16 protein-coding genes are annotated in these 17,923 nt (G+C 63.3%); 9 read left to right on the top strand and 7 right to left on the bottom strand.

Going from position 1 to position 17,923, the window contains the following annotated elements; all coding sequences use genetic code 11:
* Positions 1-5 precede the first annotated feature (5 nt).
* Positions 6-1,496, bottom strand: a complete 1,491-nt coding sequence (locus PVT67_RS06275; RefSeq protein ID WP_301498975.1) for a CoA-acylating methylmalonate-semialdehyde dehydrogenase — start codon at positions 1,494-1,496, stop codon at positions 6-8.
* A 9-nt stretch (positions 1,497-1,505) separates the two neighbouring features.
* Positions 1,506-2,678, bottom strand: coding sequence for an acetyl-CoA C-acyltransferase (locus PVT67_RS06270; RefSeq protein WP_301498973.1), 1,173 nt, complete (start codon positions 2,676-2,678; stop codon positions 1,506-1,508).
* Between the two features lie 530 nt (positions 2,679-3,208).
* On the opposite strand from PVT67_RS06270, the gene PVT67_RS06265 reads away from it, so the two are divergent.
* From PVT67_RS06265 to PVT67_RS06240, 6 genes are read left to right on the top strand one after another with little or no spacing between them, the layout of a single operon-like run.
* Entirely contained in the window at positions 3,209-3,619 is a 411-nt protein-coding gene (locus PVT67_RS06265) for a MerR family transcriptional regulator (RefSeq protein WP_301498971.1), read from the top strand.
* 27 nt (positions 3,620-3,646) lie between these two features.
* Complete coding sequence (locus tag PVT67_RS06260) at positions 3,647-4,816, top strand: isovaleryl-CoA dehydrogenase (RefSeq protein ID WP_301498969.1); 1,170 nt, start codon at positions 3,647-3,649, stop codon at positions 4,814-4,816.
* Between the two features lie 56 nt (positions 4,817-4,872).
* The gene (locus PVT67_RS06255) at positions 4,873-6,477 is read left to right on the top strand and encodes a carboxyl transferase domain-containing protein (RefSeq protein ID WP_301498967.1); all 1,605 of its coding nucleotides are present in this window, start codon (positions 4,873-4,875) and stop codon (positions 6,475-6,477) included.
* Positions 6,478-6,486: 9 nt separating this feature from the next.
* Positions 6,487-7,281: an enoyl-CoA hydratase-related protein gene (locus tag PVT67_RS06250; protein WP_301498965.1), complete on the top strand. Its 795-nt coding sequence runs from the start codon at positions 6,487-6,489 to the stop codon at positions 7,279-7,281.
* Positions 7,274-9,253: an acetyl/propionyl/methylcrotonyl-CoA carboxylase subunit alpha gene (locus tag PVT67_RS06245; RefSeq protein ID WP_301498963.1), complete on the top strand. Its 1,980-nt coding sequence runs from the start codon at positions 7,274-7,276 to the stop codon at positions 9,251-9,253. The genes PVT67_RS06250 and PVT67_RS06245 overlap by 8 nt, the downstream gene beginning before the upstream one ends.
* Positions 9,253-10,179 (top strand): hydroxymethylglutaryl-CoA lyase, encoded by a 927-nt coding sequence (locus PVT67_RS06240; RefSeq protein WP_301498961.1) that lies wholly within the window; start codon positions 9,253-9,255, stop codon positions 10,177-10,179. Before PVT67_RS06245 ends, PVT67_RS06240 begins: the two co-directional genes overlap by 1 nt.
* 27 nt (positions 10,180-10,206) lie before the next feature.
* Here PVT67_RS06240 and proB read toward each other — a convergent pair whose 3' ends face one another.
* The 4 genes from proB to PVT67_RS06220 all read right to left on the bottom strand — a co-directional run bounded on the left by proB (position 10,207) and on the right by PVT67_RS06220 (position 13,725).
* Positions 10,207-11,304: a glutamate 5-kinase gene (gene proB / locus PVT67_RS06235; protein WP_336407815.1), complete on the bottom strand. Its 1,098-nt coding sequence runs from the start codon at positions 11,302-11,304 to the stop codon at positions 10,207-10,209.
* A gap of 52 nt (positions 11,305-11,356) precedes the next feature.
* Complete coding sequence (locus tag PVT67_RS06230) at positions 11,357-11,938, bottom strand: thymidine kinase (RefSeq protein ID WP_301498956.1); 582 nt, start codon at positions 11,936-11,938, stop codon at positions 11,357-11,359.
* Positions 11,939-12,049: 111 nt separating this feature from the next.
* Positions 12,050-12,976 carry an electron transfer flavoprotein subunit alpha/FixB family protein gene (locus tag PVT67_RS06225; RefSeq protein ID WP_301498954.1) on the bottom strand — a complete coding sequence of 309 codons (927 nt, stop codon included), beginning with the start codon at positions 12,974-12,976 and terminating at the stop codon, positions 12,050-12,052.
* A complete protein-coding gene (locus PVT67_RS06220; protein WP_301498952.1) occupies positions 12,976-13,725 on the bottom strand; it encodes an electron transfer flavoprotein subunit beta/FixA family protein in 750 nt (249 codons plus the stop codon). The genes PVT67_RS06225 and PVT67_RS06220 overlap by 1 nt, the downstream gene beginning before the upstream one ends.
* Positions 13,726-13,905: 180 nt before the next feature.
* Between PVT67_RS06220 and PVT67_RS06215 the strand changes: the two genes are divergently transcribed.
* Together PVT67_RS06215 and PVT67_RS06210 are read left to right on the top strand one after the other, a co-directional pair.
* Positions 13,906-15,534, top strand: coding sequence for an electron transfer flavoprotein-ubiquinone oxidoreductase (locus PVT67_RS06215; RefSeq protein WP_301498950.1), 1,629 nt, complete (start codon positions 13,906-13,908; stop codon positions 15,532-15,534).
* 110 nt (positions 15,535-15,644) lie between these two features.
* Positions 15,645-16,049, top strand: a complete 405-nt coding sequence (locus PVT67_RS06210; RefSeq protein WP_301498948.1) for an H-NS histone family protein — start codon at positions 15,645-15,647, stop codon at positions 16,047-16,049.
* Positions 16,050-16,073: 24 nt separating this feature from the next.
* Here the strand turns inward: PVT67_RS06210 and PVT67_RS06205 are convergent, their stop codons facing one another.
* Positions 16,074-17,009, bottom strand: coding sequence for an AraC family transcriptional regulator (locus PVT67_RS06205; protein WP_301498945.1), 936 nt, complete (start codon positions 17,007-17,009; stop codon positions 16,074-16,076).
* A 78-nt stretch (positions 17,010-17,087) separates the two neighbouring features.
* Here PVT67_RS06205 and PVT67_RS06200 point away from each other — a divergent pair, with 78 nt between their 5' ends.
* Positions 17,088-17,882: a sterol desaturase family protein gene (locus PVT67_RS06200; protein WP_301498943.1), complete on the top strand. Its 795-nt coding sequence runs from the start codon at positions 17,088-17,090 to the stop codon at positions 17,880-17,882.
* Positions 17,883-17,923 lie beyond the last annotated feature (41 nt).

The following is a 17,923-nucleotide window of genomic DNA, read 5'->3' as shown; positions in this document are numbered from 1 at the left end:
CCCTCTTACTTCAAATGGATGGTCATGTTGGGGCCGGAGGGAATGTCTTCGCTGAACCAGCGGGCGGTGATGGTCTTGGTTTCGGTATAGAAACGCACCGCCTGCTTGCCATAGGCATGCTGGTCGCCGTAGAAGGAACCCTTCCAGCCGGTGAAGCTAAAGAACGGCAGCGGTACCGGGATCGGTACGTTGATACCGACCTGGCCCACTTCGATTTCGTGCTGGTACTTACGGGCCGCGGCGCCACAAGCGGTAAAGATGGAGGTGCCGTTGCCAAAGGGGCTGGCGTTGACCAGGGCGATGGCGTCATCCAGGGAGTCGGCGTTGGTCAGGCACAGCACGGGGCCGAAGATCTCTTCCTTGTAGATGCGCATGTCCGGGGTTACGTCCGCGAACAGGGTCGGGCCGACCCAGTTGCCGGCCTCATGGCCTTTGAGGCTGAAGCCGGAGCCGTCCAGCAGGCAGGTAGCGCCTTCGTCCTTGCCGGACTGGATCAGTTCCAGTACCCGCTCCTTGGCCTTGGGCGAGATCAGGGGGCCGTAGGCCGCGTCAGGATCGTTCCAGAGGCCGGGACGGACCTTGGCCAGTTCGGCCTGGATGTCGGCCGCCCATTCCTGGGCCTCGCCCACCAGCACCACCACGGAGATGGCCATGCAGCGCTGGCCGGCGGCGCCGACGGAAGCGCCGACGATGTTGTTGATCACCTGGCGCTTGTTGGCGTCGGGCATCACCACCATGTGGTTCTTGGCGCCGGCAAAGGCCTGGACCCGCTTGAGGTTCTCGGTGCCGCGCCTGTAGATGTACTGGCCGACCGGCACAGAGCCCACGAAGGACAGGGCCTTGACGGCGGGGTTGTCCAGCAGGAAGTCCACTTGCTCCTTGCCGCCGTGCAGCACCTGCAGCACCCCTTTGGGCGCGCCGGCCTCGACGAACAGTTCAACCAAGCGGGTCGGGGTCAGGGGATCCTGCTCGGAAGGCTTGAGGATGAAGGTGTTACCGCAGGCGATGGCCAGGGGGAACATCCACAGCGGGATCATGGCCGGGAAGTTGAACGGGGTGATACCGGCGCAGACGCCCAGGGGCTGGGTCAGGCTGTAGCAGTCAATGCCGCGGGCCACGTTTTCTACCGTCTCGCCCATCATCAGGCTGGCGATGTTGGCGGCGTGCTCCACCACTTCGATACCGCGCCAGACGTCACCCTTGGCGTCTTCGAAGGTCTTGCCGGTCTCACCGGCCAGGATCTCGGCTATTTCGTCGTGATGGTCCTTCAGCAGCTGCTGATAGCGCAGCATGATGCGGGCACGCTGGGAAACCGGCGTCTCTTTCCATTCCATGAAAGCTTGCTTGGCGCTTTCCACCGCCGCTTCCATCTCGCCCTGGGTGGCGCAAGGCACCTTGGCGATGACGCTGTTGTCGGCAGGGTTGGTGACGTCGATGAATTGCTCGGTGCGGCTTTGCACGAACTCGCCGTCGATAAAGAGAGGTACTGTTTTCATGGCCGTTCCTTAAAGAAGTTCGATAGCGACGGCAGTGGCTTCACCGCCGCCGATACAAAGGGAAGCAACACCGCGCTTGAGGCCACGGTTCTTGAGGGCGTAGGCCAGGGTCACCAGCAGGCGGGCACCGGTACAACCGATGGGGTGGCCCAGGGCACAGGCGCCGCCGTTGACGTTGACCTTGGCGCTATCGAGACCCAGTTCGCGCACGGCCAGCATGGTGACCATGGCGAAGGCCTCGTTGATCTCGAACAGATCCACCTCGTCCTTGCGCCAGCCGGCCTTGTCCAGCACCTTCTGGATGGCGCCCACCGGCGCTATGGTGAATTCGCTGGGGTGCTGGGCGTGCTGGGCCTGGCCGACGATGCGGGCCAGGGGCGCCAGGCCGCGGGCCTTGGCATCGTCTTCACGCATCAGCACCAAGGCGGCGGCGCCGTCGGAGATGGAAGAAGAGTTGGCGGCGGTGATGGAGCCGTCTTTGGCGAAGGCCGGACGCAGAGTCGGGATCTTCTCGGGCATGGCCTTACCGGGCTGCTCGTCCACTTCCACCAATAGCTCGCCCTTGCGGGTCTGGATGCTGACCGGGGTGATCTCGCCGGCGAAGGCGCCACTGTCGATGGCGGCCTTGGCACGGTTCAGTGATTCGATGGCGAAAGCGTCCATGTCTTCACGGCTGATATCGTACTTGTCGGCCGTCTCCTGGGCGAAGGAGCCCATCAGGCGACCGGTGTAGGCGTCTTCCAGGCCGTCCAGGAACATGTGGTCCTTGACCTCGCCATGGCCCATGCGCAGCCCGCCGCGAGCCTTGGGCAGCAGATAAGGTGCATTGGTCATGGACTCCATGCCGCCGGCGACGATAACATCGGCGCTGCCGGCCTTGAGCAGATCATGGCCCAGCATCACGGCTTTCATGCCGGAGCCGCAGACTTTGCTGATGGTGGTGGCGCCACAGCTATCGGGCAGGCCGGCATGACGGCTGGCCTGGCGGGCCGGGGCCTGGCCAAGACCGGCCGGCAGCACGCAGCCCATCAGGGTCTCGGAGACATCTTCGGCCTTGAGGCCGGCGCGGGACAGGGCCGCCTTGATGGCGCTGGCGCCCAGAACAGGGGCTGATACTTCGGCCAGGGCGCCCTGGAATCCGCCCATGGCGGTACGGGCTGCGCCCAGGATAACGATAGACATGGCTCACTCCTTCAAAGCGATTTGGCACAGACTACCGCACTGTTGACGTTTACGGCAACGTCAAGGGCATCGGACCTCTTGGGAAAAGATGACCCCAGCAGGCCTGGTGACAGCCCTCCCCTGGCACACTCCTCTTCTCTAAATCAGGTCGCTAACGGCACAGCACCGCTCAAACCAGGCATCCTCCCTTCTTTTGGACCCTCTCGAGCCCGGATAATGCCCGTCGCCTTCCTTACCTATACCTATTTTCTATATGAAAGGTCCTTGGCAGCATAGCAGCCCGTTTGGGTCGTTAGGCCTTCAAAGCAGCTAAAAGGCATTCCTCGCCGGCGAGCCGAGGCAGCCCCCTTCCAGTTTCCTTCCCCCCCATGGCAAAACGATGAAATCCCCGGCAAAGAAGGCTTGCCTTTTATAGCCAGGAAAGTCAGTCTTGACAGGGGCTTGCGCGCCATTTCCCCCCGGGCGCCCATAGCTTTACCTTTACGTAAACTTCCAGTAAGGTAGAACCATCGACGATGAGCCAAGACACCATGTCCAACAAGAGCATTACCTACAGCATCAGCGAACTGGCGAAAGAGTTCGACATCACCACCAGGTCCATCCGTTTCTACGAGGACCAGGGGCTGATCACGCCGGAGCGTAAGGGACAGACGCGCGTCTACAATCGCCAGGACAGGGTTCGCCTCAAGCTGACTCTCCGTGGCAAACGCCTGGGTTTCACCCTGGCGGAAGTGCGCAAGCTGTTCGATCTGTACGATGCAGACAAGTCTTCCGTCACCCAGCTGCACACCATGCTGGACCTGATTTTTGAAAAGAAATCGGCCCTGGAGCAGCAGATGGAAGACATCAAAGTGGTGCTCATGGAACTGACGTCGGCAGAAACCCGCTGTCGCGCCGCCTTGACTGATATTCAGGATAAGAAAAAGGCCAGCGGCAGCTAACCACCACGCATCTCGGGGGAGAAGCTGATGATTAGCCAGTTCAAAAGCCTGAATTTCGGTTTGGGTGATACCGCGGACATGATCCGTGACCACGTCAACGCCTTTGCCCGTGAGGTCATAGCCCCTCGCGCCGCGCAGATAGATCACGACAACCAGTTTCCCAACGAGCTCTGGCCGAAATTCGGCGAGATGGGCCTCTTGGGCGTCACAGTGCCGGAAGAGTACGGCGGCGCCGGCATGGGTTACCTGGAGCACGTGGTGGCCATGGAGGAGATCTCCCGGGCCAGCGCCTCCGTAGGCCTGTCCTACGGCGCCCATTCCAACCTCTGCGTCAACCAGATCAACCGCAACGGCAACGAAGAGCAGAAGCGCAAGTACCTGCCCAAGCTCATCAGCGGCGAGCACATCGGCGCCCTGGCCATGTCCGAACCCAATGCCGGCTCCGACGTGGTGTCCATGAAGCTGTTTGCCCGCGACAACGGCGATCACTTCGTGCTGAACGGCAACAAGATGTGGATCACCAACGGTCCCGACGCCCACACCTATGTGGTCTACGCCAAGACCGACCTCGACAAGGGCCCCCACGGCATCACCGCCTTCATCATAGAGCGCGGCTTCAAGGGCTTCTCCCAGGCCCAGAAACTGGACAAGCTGGGCATGCGCGGCTCCAACACCTGCGAGCTGGTGTTCGAAGACTGCATAGTGCCCAAGGAAAACATCCTCGGCGAGCTGAACCAGGGCGTCAAAGTGCTGATGAGCGGCCTGGACTACGAGCGCGTGGTGCTGTCCGGCGGCCCCCTGGGCATCATGCAGGCCTGCATGGACATAGTGGTGCCCTATGTGCACGACCGCGAGCAGTTCGGCCAGGCCATCGGCAGCTTCCAGCTGGTGCAGGGCAAACTGGCCGACATGTACACCCGCATGAACGCCGCCCGCGCCTATGTCTATACCGTGGCCAAGGCCTGCGACCGTGGCGAGACCACCCGCAAGGACGCCGCCGGCGTCATCCTCTACAGCGCCGAGCTGGCCACCCAACTGGCCCTGGACGCCATCCAGCTGCTGGGCGGTAACGGCTACATCAACGAATACGCCACCGGCCGCCTGCTGCGCGACGCCAAACTCTACGAGATCGGTGCCGGAACCTCCGAGATCCGCCGCATGCTCATCGGCCGCGAACTCTTCAACGAGTCCCGCTGATCTCCCGTCGGAAGGGGCACCCGGCCGGGTGCCCTTTTTAGCAAAGGACAATGTCGATGTTCCTGTCATCCAACATCAATCCCAACAGCGAAGCCTTCAAGGCCAAAGATGCCGCCATGCGCGAGCTGGTGGCCGACCTCCAGGACAAGATAGCCGCCATCAGCCAAGGCGGCGGTGCCAAGGCCTGCGAACGCCACAAGTCCAGGGGCAAACTGCTGGCCCGTGAGCGTATCGACCTGCTGCTGGACCCGGGCTCTGCCTTCCTGGAAATCGCCCAACTGGCCGCCCACGCCGTCTACGAAGACCATGTGCCCTGCGCCGGTGTCGTCGCCGGCATAGGCAGGGTCTCCGGCGTCGAATGCATGATCGTGGCCAACGACGCCACCGTCAAAGGCGGCACCTATTACCCCCTGACGGTGCGCAAGCACCTTCGGGCCCAGGAGATCGCAGCCCGCTGCCACCTGCCCTGCATCTATCTGGTGGACTCCGGCGGCGCCTTCCTGCCCCGCCAGGACGAAGTCTTCCCCGACCGGGATCACTTCGGCCGCATCTTCTTCAACCAGGCGCAGATGTCCGCCAAGGGCATTCCCCAGATTGCTGTGGTGATGGGCCTCTGTACCGCCGGCGGCGCCTATGTGCCGGCCATGGCCGACGAGTCCATCATTGTCCGCAACCAGGGCACCATCTTCCTGGCCGGCCCGCCGCTGGTCAAAGCCGCCACAGGTGAAGAGGTGAGCGCCGAAGACCTCGGCGGGGCCGACGTGCACTGCAAGGTGAGCGGCGTGGCCGACCACTACGCCCAGGACGACGCCCATGCCCTGGCCCTGGCCCGCGAAGCGGTGGCCAACCTCAACTGGCAAAAGCCCCAGCAGCTGGCCCTGCGCGAGCCCAAGGCGCCCCGTTACCCGGTGGAAGAGCTCTACGGCATCGTCGGCACCGACCTCAAGAAACCCTTCGAGGTGCGGGAAGTGATAGCCCGGCTGGTGGACGACTCCGAGTTCCACGAATTCAAGGCCCTCTACGGCCCTACCCTGGTCTGCGGCTTCGCCCATATCCAGGGCTACCCGGTGGGCATAGTGGCCAACAACGGCATCCTCTTTTCCGAGAGCGCCCAGAAAGGGGCCCACTTCATCGAGCTCTGCTGCCAGCGCAAGGTGCCTTTGGTGTTCCTGCAGAATATCACCGGCTTCATGGTCGGCCAGAAATACGAGGCCGAGGGCATCGCCAAGCACGGCGCCAAGATGGTGACGGCGGTGAGCTGCGCCAATGTGCCCAAGTTCACCCTGGTCATCGGCGGCTCCTACGGCGCCGGCAACTACGGCATGTGCGGCCGCGCCTACGACCCCACCCTGATGTGGATGTGGCCCAATGCCCGCATCTCCGTGATGGGCGGCGAGCAGGCCGCCGGCGTACTGGCCACCGTCACCAAGGACAACCTGGCCAAACAAGGCCAGAGCTGGACCGAGGAAGAAGAGAAGGCGTTCAAGGCCCCCATCATCGACCAGTACGAGAAGCAGGGACACCCCTACTACGCCTCGGCCCGCCTCTGGGACGACGGCGTCATAGACCCGGCCCAGAGCCGCGAGGTACTGGCCCTGGCCCTGGCCGCGTCCCTCAACGCACCCATCATTGATACCCGCTTCGGCGTGTTCCGCATGTAAGGAGGCAGCATGGATTGGTTATCGACTGAAATCGACGAACGTGGCGTCGCCACTCTCTGCCTCAACAGGCCGGAAAAATACAACGCCTTCGACGAGGTGTTGATCGGCCAGCTGGTGCAGGCCCTTTCCGAGCTGGCGGACGACCCCAAGGTGCGGCTGCTGGTGCTCAAGGCCGAAGGCAAGCATTTCTCCGCCGGCGCCGACCTCAAGTGGATGCAGCGCCAGGTCACCCAGAGCTTCGACCAGAACCTGGCCGAATCCGAGGCCCTGGCCGAGCTGATGATGCGCCTGGACAGCTTCCCCCACCCCACCCTGTGCCGGGTGCAGGGCAGCGCCTTCGGTGGCGCCCTGGGCCTCATCGCCTGCTGCGACATCGCCGTGGCCGAGAACGGTTCCCAGTTCTGCCTGTCCGAGGTCAAGCTGGGCCTGATCCCGGCCGTCATCAGCCCCTACGTGGTGCGGGCCATGGGCCCCCGCCAGGCAGGCCGCTATGCCCTCACCGCCGAGCGCTTCGGCGCCGCCAAGGCGCTGGAGCTGGACCTGGTGCACGAGGTGGTAGCCATCGAGGAGCTGGATGCTTGCCTGGACGGCTTCATCCAAACCCTGCTGGCCAACGGCCCCCTGGCCATGGTGGCCTGCAAGCAGCTGCTGAGCCACGTGGCCGCCAGCCCGCTGGACGACGCCCTGCGCCACCATACCGCCAACGAGATCGCCCGCATTCGCGTCAGCCCGGAAGGCCAGGAGGGGCTCAAGGCCTTCTTCGACAAACGCGCCCCCGGCTGGCAGGAGAAAAACCGTGTTTAAGACCTTGCTCATCGCCAACCGCGGCGAGATCGCCTGTAGGGTGATCCGCACCGCCCACCGCCTCGGCATCCGCTGCATCGCCCTCTATTCCGATGCCGACCGCCAGGCCCGCCACGTGCAACTGGCGGACGAGGCCTGGTACCTGGGCCCGGCGGAAGCGGCCCAGTCCTACCTGCGCGCCGACAAGATCCTGGCCATAGCACAGGAAGCAGGGGCCGAGGCCGTTCACCCCGGCTATGGCTTCCTGTCCGAGAACAGCGGTTTTGCCGAGGCCTGCGCCGCCGCCGGCATCGCCTTCGTGGGCCCGCCTGTGGCCGCCATCGAGGCCATGGGCTCCAAGTCTGCGGCCAAGGCCATCATGGAAGACGCCGGCGTGCCCCTGGTGCCCGGTTACCACGGTGAAGATCAGTCCGACAACCGTCTGGTGAGCGAAGCCCTGACCATCGGCTTCCCGCTGCTGATCAAGGCCGCCATGGGCGGCGGCGGCAAAGGCATGCGGGTGGTGGAAGGCCCTGAAAAACTCAAAGAAGGCCTGGACGCGGCGCGCCGCGAAGCCCAGAACGCCTTCGGCGACGCCACCCTGCTGTTGGAGCGTTACCTCGGCAGCCCCCGCCACGTGGAAGTGCAGGTCTTCGCCGACCAGCAAGGCAACTGCGTCTACCTCGGCGACCGTGACTGCTCTGCCCAGCGCCGCCACCAGAAGGTGGTGGAAGAAGCCCCGGCCCCGGGCCTGTCCGCCAAGCTGCGCCGCGCCATGGGTGAAGCGGCGGTCAAGGCCGCCCAGGCCATCGGCTATGTGGGCGCCGGCACCGTCGAGTTCCTGCTGGACGGCAATGACTTCTACTTCATGGAAATGAACACCCGCCTGCAGGTGGAGCACCCCGTCACCGAGATGGTCACGGGCCAGGATCTGGTGGAATGGCAGCTCAAGGTCGCCGCAGGCGCACCCCTGCCCCTGACCCAGGAGCAGGTGCCCTGCAACGGCCACAGCGTCGAGGTGCGCATCTACGCCGAAGATCCCTACAAGGGCTTCCTGCCCCAGAGCGGCCCCATCCGCCTGCTGCGCGAGCCCACCCAAGGGGTGCGCATCGACACAGGGGTACGCCAGGGCGACGAGATCAGCCCCTTCTACGACCCCATGATCGCCAAGCTCATCGTCCACGGCCCCGATCGCGCCAGTGCCCTTGGCAAGATGGCGAGGGCACTGGACCAGTACTGCCTGGCCGGGATCCAGACCAACGTCGGCTTCCTGCGCCGCCTGGTCAGCCACCCCGCCTTCCTGGCCGCCGAGCTCAACACCCGCTTCATCGAGCGCCATGCCGAGGCCCTGACCTTCGAACCCCAGTGGACCGAACACCGTCTGGCCCTGGCCGCCCTGGCCCTGCTCTGCTTCCGCCAGCAAGGCGCCCAGAGCCTGCGCCAGGAAAGCCACGAGCCCGGCTCCCCCTGGCACAGGGCGGACGGCTGGCGCCTGGGCAGCGAGGCGCTGATCAAGCTCAACCTGGACATCGGCAACATCGAGCCCCTGGAAGTGCTGGCCCGTCCCCAGGACGGCGGCTGGCAGCTGCGCTTCCACGATCACCAGATCCTGGCCCAGGGCCGACTGGACGGCGACCGCCTCCAGGCGAGCCTCGACGGCCACCAGCTGCACCTGCCGGTCTGGCAGCACGGCGACTGCGTGATGCTGTTCGACCAGGGCCAGCCCTTCGAGGTGCGGGAATACCGCAGCGACGCCCAACACCAGGCCGGTGACGAGGGTGACCTCACGGCGCCCATGAACGGCACCATAGTGGCGGTACCGGCCAAGGCCGGCGACCAGGTCAAGGCCGGCGACACCCTGATCGTCATGGAAGCCATGAAGATGGAATACGCCATAGCCGCGCCCTGCGACGCCGTGGTGGCCGAGGTCTTCTTCCAAGTCGGTGACCGCGTCAACGACGGCGCCGAACTGGTCAGGTTGGAGGACGCCTGATGCCCTATCCCAAGCAGGTTCGCATTGTCGAAGTGGGGGCCAGAGATGGCCTCCAGAACGAGAAGGGCCAGGTGGCCCTCAGCGACAAGAAGCAGCTGATCGAGATGCTGGCCGGCGCCGGTTTGCAGCACATAGAGGTGGGTAGCTTCGTCTCCCCCAAATGGGTGCCGCAGATGGCCGACACGGCCGAGCTGTTTGAGGCCCTGGCGCGCAAGGAAGGGGTGATCTACTCGGCCCTGACCCCCAACCTCAAGGGCCTGGAAGGGGCCCTGGCGGCCAAGGCCGACGAGGTGGCGGTGTTCGGCGCCGCTTCCGAGACCTTCAGCCAGGCCAACATCAACTGCTCCATAGCCGAGAGCCTGGCCCGTTTCGAGCCGGTGGTGAAAGAGGCCAAGGCCAAAGGCGTACGGGTACGGGGTTACGTATCCTGCGTGCTGGGCTGCCCCTACGAGGGCGACATAGCGCCGCAGCAGGTCACCCAGGTGGCCAAGGCGCTCTGGGACATGGGCTGTGATGAGATCTCCCTCGGCGACACCATAGGGGTAGGCACCCCGGAAAAAACCCGGGCCTTGCTCGAGGCCGTGGCCCAGGAAGTGCCGCTCGGCAAGCTGGCCGTGCACTTCCACGACACCTACGGGATGGCCATCGCCAACATCCACACAGCCCTGTCCATGGGCATCAGCGTGGTGGACTCGGCCGTGGCCGGCCTCGGCGGCTGCCCCTACGCCAAGGGTGCCAGCGGCAACGTGGCCACCGAGGATCTGGTCTACCTGCTGGACGGCCTCGGCATAGCCCACGGTGTGAACCTGGACAGGCTCTGTGAGGCCGGCTGGTTCATCAGCGACAAGCTGGGCCGCAGCCCCACCTCCAAGGTGTCCCTGGCCCTCAAGGGCCGGGAAAAAGACTGCTTGATGACCAACCTCTGAAAAAGGCCGCGCATGCGGCCTTTTTTATTACCCCAGCAGCACCAGGTCGTCCCTGTGCACTGCCACGTCCCCTCTGTCAAAGCCAAGAGCCATGCTGATGGCGTCGGAATGAACCCCGGCGATGGCCTTGAGCTCGGCCGCGTTGTAGCGGGCCAGCCCGACACCCAGCTTGGCGCCGTCCGGCCCCAACAGGCTCACGGCATCCCCTCGCTCGAAGTCGCCCTTGACCGCCACTATGCCCTTGGGCAGCAGGCTGGCACCTTTGTCCACCAGGGCCTTGACGGCTCCCAGATCCAGCGCCAAGGAACCTGCGGGCGGGGGCCCGGCCAAGATCCACTGCTTGCGGCTGACCAGGGCGTCCTCCAGGGGCGCGAAGCGTGTACCGACCCGCTCTCCCGCCGCCAGCCGGGTGATGACGTCAGGAGCATGGCCGCTTGCTATCACCACGGCGGTGCCGGCCCGGCGGGCCAGGTCGGCGGCCTGCAGCTTGGTGGCCATGCCGCCTGTGCCAAGACCTGAGACACTGCCGCCGGCCAGCTTGTGCAGGGTGGAGTCTATGGTCCGGACCTCTTCGATAAGCTCGGCCTGGGGATTGGTACGGGGATCGGCGGTAAAGAGGCCGGGCTGGTCGGTCAGCAGCATCAGCAGCTCGGCCTTGGCCAAGAGGGCCACCCGGGCCGAGAGGTTGTCGTTGTCCCCGACCTTGATCTCGGTGGTGGCGACGGCGTCGTTCTCGTTGATGAGGGGGACGACACCGTGACCCAGCAGGGTGCCCAGGGTGTCGCGGGCATTGAGGAAGCGCTCGCGGTCCTCGAGGTCGGCCCGGGTCAGCAGCATCTGCCCCACCTGGATGCCGTAGAGGTCGAAGAGGTGCTGCCAGAGGTGTACCAGTTGGCCCTGGCCCACGGCCGCCAGCATCTGCTTGTGAGGGAGATCGGATGGCAGGTCGGGAAAGCCCAGTTGCTCGCGGCCGGCGGCCACGGCACCCGAGGTGACCACCACCAGTTGGTGGCCGGCCCTGTGCAAGGCGGCGCACTGGCGCACCAGCTCCACCATATGGGCCCTGTCCAGGCGGCTACTGCCACCGGTCAACACGCTGGTGCCCAGTTTGACCACCAATCTCATCGGCTTCACCCCTTACATCTCCATGCGGTAAAGCCTTCTTATACAGGGCGGCTCAGCCCCTTGCCAAGGCTTCCAGGTAGTGCTTGCGGCACACCGAGACGTAGCGGTCGTTGCCACCGATTTCCACCTGGGCCCCTTCCTTGCTGGGCTGGCCGTCCTCCCCTACCCGCAGCACGCGATTGGCCTTGCGGCCACAGTGGCAGACGGTCTTGAGCTCCACCAGCTTGTCGGCCCAGGCCAAGAGGTACTGGGCGCCCTCGAACAGCTCGGCGCGAAAATCGGTGCGTAGGCCATAGGCCAGCGCAGGAATGCCCAGCTCGTCGACGACACGGCAGAGCTGGGCCACCTGGGCCTTGGACAGGAACTGGGCTTCGTCCAGCAGCAGGCAATGGAAGCGCTGGGTATGGGAAAGCCCCAGCACCTCGGCAAAGAGATCGGTGCCAGCGTCGAAGACCCTGGCCTCGCTCTCAAGGCCGATGCGGGAACTGATGATGCCCTTCCCGGAGCGGTCGTCCACCGCCGCCGTGTAGAGCAGCACGTTCATGCCCCGCTCGCGGTAGTTGTAGGCGGACTGCAGCAGGGAGGTGGATTTACCGGCGTTCATCGCCGAGTAATAGAAGTAAAGCTGTGCCATCGAGACTTCCTTATTTTGGGCGCCAGTGTACCCCAGAGCAGGGCTTATGTCGGCCCGGTTGGCCCATAAAAAATGCGCCCCTGGGGGCGCATTTTTGTAATGCCGCGGGGCTCAGAGCTTGTCGGTCAGCTCTGGCACCAGTTCGAAGAGATCCCCCACCAGGCCGTAGTCGGCAATTTGGAAGATCGGGGCTTCGGGGTCTTTGTTGATGGCCACTATGACCTTGGACTCCTTCATGCCCGCCAGGTGCTGGATGGCACCGCTGATGCCGACGGCGATGTAGAGATCCGGCGCCACTATCTTGCCGGTCTGGCCGACCTGCCAGTCGTTGGGCACGAAGCCGGCGTCGACGGCGGCACGGGAGGCACCGATGGCGGCCCCCAGCTTGTCGGCCAGTTTTTCCAGCATCACGAAGTTGTCGCCGCTTTGCAGACCGCGGCCGCCGGAGATCACCACCCGGGCGGAGCCGAGATCCGGGCGCTCGCTCTTGGTCAGCTCGGCCTTGACGAAACGGCTCTTGCCGAAGCTCTCATTGCTGCCCAGCTGCTCGACAGGGGCGGCGCTGCCGTTGCCCACGGCGTCGAAGGCGGAAGGACGGACAGTGATGACCTTGACCGCATTCAGGGCCTGGACTGTGGCGATGGCGTTACCGGCGTAGATGGGGCGCTTGAAGGTGTCGGCGCTGTCCACGGCGATGATGTCGGAGATCTGGGCCACGTCCAGCTTGGCGGCGATGCGCGGCATCAGGTTCTTGCCGGTGGTGGAGCTGGCGGTGACCAGGTGGCTGTAGTTGCCGGCCAGGGCCAGGACGGCCTGGCTCAGGACTTCCGGGAGCGGATGCGCAAAACGTTCATCATCCAGCACCAGGACTTTGGCGACACCATCAAGTTGAGTTGCAGCATGGATAACCTCCTGGCATTGGTGACCGGCCACCAGCAGGTGGACATCGTCGCCCATAGCGCGGGCGGCATTCAGCACTTTGGCCGTTTCCGGTTTGAGATGTTGGTTGTCGTGTTCGGCAATGACCAGAATGCTCATCAGATCACCTTCGCTTGGTTACGCAGTTTGTCGATAAGGACGTCGACGCTTTCCACTATTTCGCCGCCCTGGCGAACCGGCGGCGGAGTCACGCCCAGCACCTTGACGCGGGGGCTGAGATCCAGGCCGAAGCCTTCGGCGTCCAGCACGTCCAGTTGCTTGCGCTTGGCCTTCATGATGTTGGGCAGGGAAGCGTAGCGGGGCTCGTTGAGGCGCAGGTCTGTGGTCACCACGGCCGGCAGGGCCACGGCGATGGTCTCGAGGCCACCGTCGATTTCGCGGGTCACCACCAGCTCACCCTCGCCCACTTCCACTTGGGAAGCGAAGGTAGCCTGGGGCCAATCTTTGAGGGCCGCCAGCATCTGGCCGGTCTGGTTGTTGTCGGAATCGATGGCCTGCTTGCCGAGGATCACCAGGTCGGGGTTCTCTTGCTCACAGACTTTGGCCAATAATTTGGCCACCAGCAGGGAGTCCAGGCCGTCTTCGGCCTTTACCTGGATGGCGCGGTCGGCACCCAGGGCCAGGGCGGTACGCAGCTGCTCCTGACAGGCGTCGGAGCCCACGGACACGGCCACCACTTCGCTGGCCTTGCCCTGCTCCTTGAGCCGGACCGCCTCTTCCACGGCGATTTCACAGAAAGGGTTGATGGCCATTTTCACATTGGCCAGGTCCACGGCGGAGTTGTCTGCCTTGACTCGGACCTTGACGTTATAATCGATGACGCGTTTGACCGCGACCAGCACCTTCATGGCAACTCCTCTGAAGCTGGGTGGAGGACGGTCTCTGGACCTGTCCTGGCTTTACCGCCAAAATACTTACTGTTAACGTAAACGTCAACTTGACATTCAACAGATAAGAGCAGTGTCAAAAAATGGCCCAGACCAGTAAAAATGGGCCCTGGACGCTGACATAACGAGCAGGAGTCGTCAATGCAACGCGAGACCATGGAATTCGATGTGGTGGTGGTGGGCGCAGGCCCGGCCGGCCTGAGTGCCGCCTGTCGCCTCAAACAGCTTGACCCGGATCTGATGGTCTGCGTAGTGGAAAAAGGCTCCGAAGTGGGGGCCCACATCTTGAGCGGCGCCCTCTTCGAACCCAGGGCCCTTACCGAACTCTTCCCCGACTGGCAGCAAAAAGGCGCTCCCCTCAACACCGCCGTGGCCAAAGACGAGCTCTATTTGCTGGAAGAAGCAGGCCAAAAAGCCATTCCCCATTGGGCCATTCCGAGGCCCATGCACAACGACGGCAACTACATCATCAGCCTCGGCAACCTCTGCCGCTGGTTGGCCGAGCAGGCCGAAAGCCTGGGGGTGGAGATCTACCCCGGTTTCCCTGCCGCCGAGATCATCTTTGACGATAACGGCAAGGTCGTGGGTATCCAGACCGGCGACATGGGCCGCCTCAAGGACGGCAGCGAAGGCCCCCAGTTCCAGCCCGGCATGAATCTGCTGGCCAAGCAGACCCTCTTCGCCGAAGGTTGCCGCGGCCACCTGGGCAAAGAGCTGCTCGAGCGCTTCAAGCTGGCCGACGGCAAGGAACCCCAGCATTACGCCATCGGCTTCAAGGAGCTGTGGCAGGTGCCAAAAGACAAGCACAAGCCCGGCCTGGTGGTCCATGCCGGCGGCTGGCCCCTGGACAAGACCGCCACCGGCGGCAGCTTCCTCTACCACCTGGAGGATGGCCTGATCTCGGTGGGCCTCATCGTCGACCTCAATTACAAGGATCCCTACCTGTCGCCCTTCGAGGAATTCCAGCGCATGAAGCAACACCCGCTTTATGCCCAGTACCTCGAAGGCGGCGAGCGCATCAGCTACGGTGCTAGGGCTATCGCCAAGGGCGGCCTCAATTCCCTGCCCCGCATGGCCTTCCCCGGCGGCATGCTGATCGGCTGCGATGCCGGCACCCTCAACTTCGCCAAGATCAAAGGCAGCCACACCGCCATGAAGTCCGGCATGCTGGCCGCCGAGGCCGTCATCGCCGACCTCAAGGGCGAAGAGCCCCTGACGGCGGCCACCTTCGAGGGCCGTTTCAAGGCGTCCTGGCTTCATGAAGAGCTGCACTGCGCCCGCAATTTCGGCGCGGCCCTGCACAAATGGGGCCCGCTGCTGGGCGGCGCTTATAACTGGGTGGAACAGAACATCCTGGGTGGCAAGGCCCCTTGGACCCTGTCCGATCCGGTGGCCGATCATCTGCAATTGGAAACGGCTGACCGGCATCAGCCCCGCAATTATCCCAAGCCCGACGGTAAATTAAGTTTTGACAGGCTGAGTTCAGTATTTATCTCCAATACCAACCACGAAGAAAATCAGCCCTGTCATTTAAAGCTGAAAGACCAAAGCATTCCGGTGGCCTATAACCTGCCCCGTTTCGACGAGCCCGCCCAGCGCTATTGCCCGGCCGGCGTTTATGAGATTGTCGAGGAAGCAGACGGCAAGCGGCTGCAAATCAATGCGCAAAACTGCATCCATTGTAAAACCTGCGATATCAAGGATCCCTCTCAGAATATCCAATGGGTAACACCTGAAGGTGCAGGCGGTCCAAACTACCCTAATATGTGAAAAAAGCGGCGAAAGCCGCTTTTTTTTCTTCTCGCATCTTGCAAACTGGCCTATCCTTTTTTAAAAATAGAGTGTCATTCCATCCTTGCACCAAGCTAAAGGACATAAATATGTCAGATTTTCTGCAGATCCTGGGTAACCAACGCCGCCTTAACGCCGCCACCAAAGAGCTGAGCCTTCAGGAACTCGAAGAAATCAAAGGTAAGCTGGAAGCCATTATCGAAATGCGCGCCGGTGAAGAAGAAGAGCGCCAGAAAGAAGAAGCCGAGCGCCTGGCCAAAATCGACGAGCTGCGCAAAGCCATGGCCGAGGCCGGTATTTCTGCAGAAGACATCCTGGGTGGCGCCACTGCCGCACCTTCTCGCCGCGGCGGCAAAGGTGCCAAGCGCGCTCCCAAATACCGCCTGGAAAAAGATGGTGAAGAGATCCTGTGGACCGGCATCGGCCGCATGCCCAAGGTCTTCAAGGAAATCGTCGACAACGGCGGCAACCTGGACAACTACCTGATCAAGTAAGCTTGAGCAGACGAAAAAGGGACCTCAGGGTCCCTTTTTCTTTGCCAGCTCCACAGGGGTACAGCCATACCAGCGCCGGCAGGCCTTGATGAGGGCTCCCTGCTCGGCATAGCCCAAGGCCGCCGCCACCTCCCCCCAGTGCCAGCCCCTCTGCGCCAGCGCCTTCAATTGCCTGGCCCGCCAGCCATCCTGCAACTCACGGAAACGTAGCCCCTGGGCCGCCAGTTGCCTTTGAAGCTGCCTGGCTGACAAGCCAAGGCGCCCCGCCACCGCCACCAGGGTGGGCACTTCCTCCCCCAGCAAGCTGTCCAGGGCACCATTGACCCGCTCGGCGAGGCCGCCGGCCAACAAGGCCAACTGCAGTTCGGCGTACTGTGACAGGTGCCCGTGCAGGGCGCCGTCCCCCCGCAGGGGCAGGCTGAGCCAGGCGGCGGGGAACAAGAGGGCATTGTTGGGCGCCCCGAAGCGCACAGGGCAGCCCAGCTTGGCCTGGTAACGGGCTGGGACCAGCCTGGCCTGGTGCCTGAAGGTCAGGGCCTGGGGCTGGTAACCCGGCCCCAACAGGAAACGGGCATAGGCCAGCCAGCCGGCCATGTTGCGCTCCACCGCCAGGGCAGGAACCCCAGGCCAGGGCTCCCAGCACAGCAGGGCTTGCTCGCCCTGGTGCTCCAGCCGCGCCTCCCCCAGCCTCGCCACCAGCCATTGGTAGCGGAAGAGGGCTGCCAGGGCCTGGTCAAGGCGCTCACAGCTCTGCAGCAGCTGGCCAAGGGCCGGGTAATCAGCGGCCCTGACCGCCAGCCCCATATCGAGGGGAAAGAGGGGCCAGCGCGCCGTACCTTCGGCCAAAGCATCGAAATAGAGGCCAGCCTCGAGGCGGCCCGGCTCGGGCCTGCTCTTGCCCAGCGCCTGGTAAAGGGGCTCGAGATAAGGCCAGGCGATGTCGGTTTGGCAGCTCTTCACCAGGCAACGGTTCCTGAAGACAAGCAAGGATGGGCCTTTTCGGCCAAGGTCAGCGGAAAATGGCTTGAGGACCTTTCCATGGATAACCTGCTTTTATTGTTGATGGCGCCGATCTTCATCGGCATGGTTTTTTTTGAACAATACCAGCACCCGGAGCGATATCAAAAAAGGGAATGGCTGCAGAATTTCCTGCTGGCCGGCAGTTACCAATTGGCCGAATACCTGATGTGGTTCCCTGCCCTTTTGCTTTACCGCTGGCTATACGAGCACCGGCTATTCGAGCTGCCCGCCGGGCCCTGGGCTTTCCTCGCCCTCTGTATCGCCCAGGACTTCCTTTATTACTGGTTCCACCGCTGCTCCCATCGCTGCCACTGGTTGTGGGCGGCCCATGTGGTGCACCATTCTTCGGAACAGCTCAATTATTCGACGGCACTGCGCCAGTCGCTCTTTTACCCCCTGGTGGGGATGTGGCTGTTCTGGGCGCCGCTGGCCTGGTTGGGATTTGCGCCTGCCTGGATAGTGATGATGGTGGCACTGAACTTGGCATTTCAGTTTTTTATCCATTCCCCAAGTCCCCGCCGTTGGGGCTTTTTGGAAAGCTGGCTCAATACCCCCTCCCATCACAGGGTGCATCACGCCCAAAACCCGGATTACCTGGACAGGAATTTTGCCGGGGTGTTAATCATCTGGGACAAAATGTTCGGCACTTTCACCCCAGAGAACGAACCTTGCCGTTATGGTGTGGTCAAGGCGCCAGCCGATCAGCGTTTCTGGACGGTACTGACCCATGAATTTGCGGCGCTGCTCGATGAGATGAAAAAAGCGCCGTCCTGGAAAGGACGACTGTTCAAGCTATTGAACAAGCCCTACTGAAGGCCAAAGAAAAAGGCCGCTAACACGGCCTTTGGGAACTG

It is taken from the genome of Gallaecimonas kandeliae (assembly GCF_030450055.1).
Classification (GTDB): Bacteria; Pseudomonadota; Gammaproteobacteria; order Enterobacterales; family Gallaecimonadaceae; genus Gallaecimonas; species Gallaecimonas kandeliae.
Note: the sequence above shows the minus strand (reverse complement) of the source record. Positions and strands in the feature narration are given on the sequence as shown.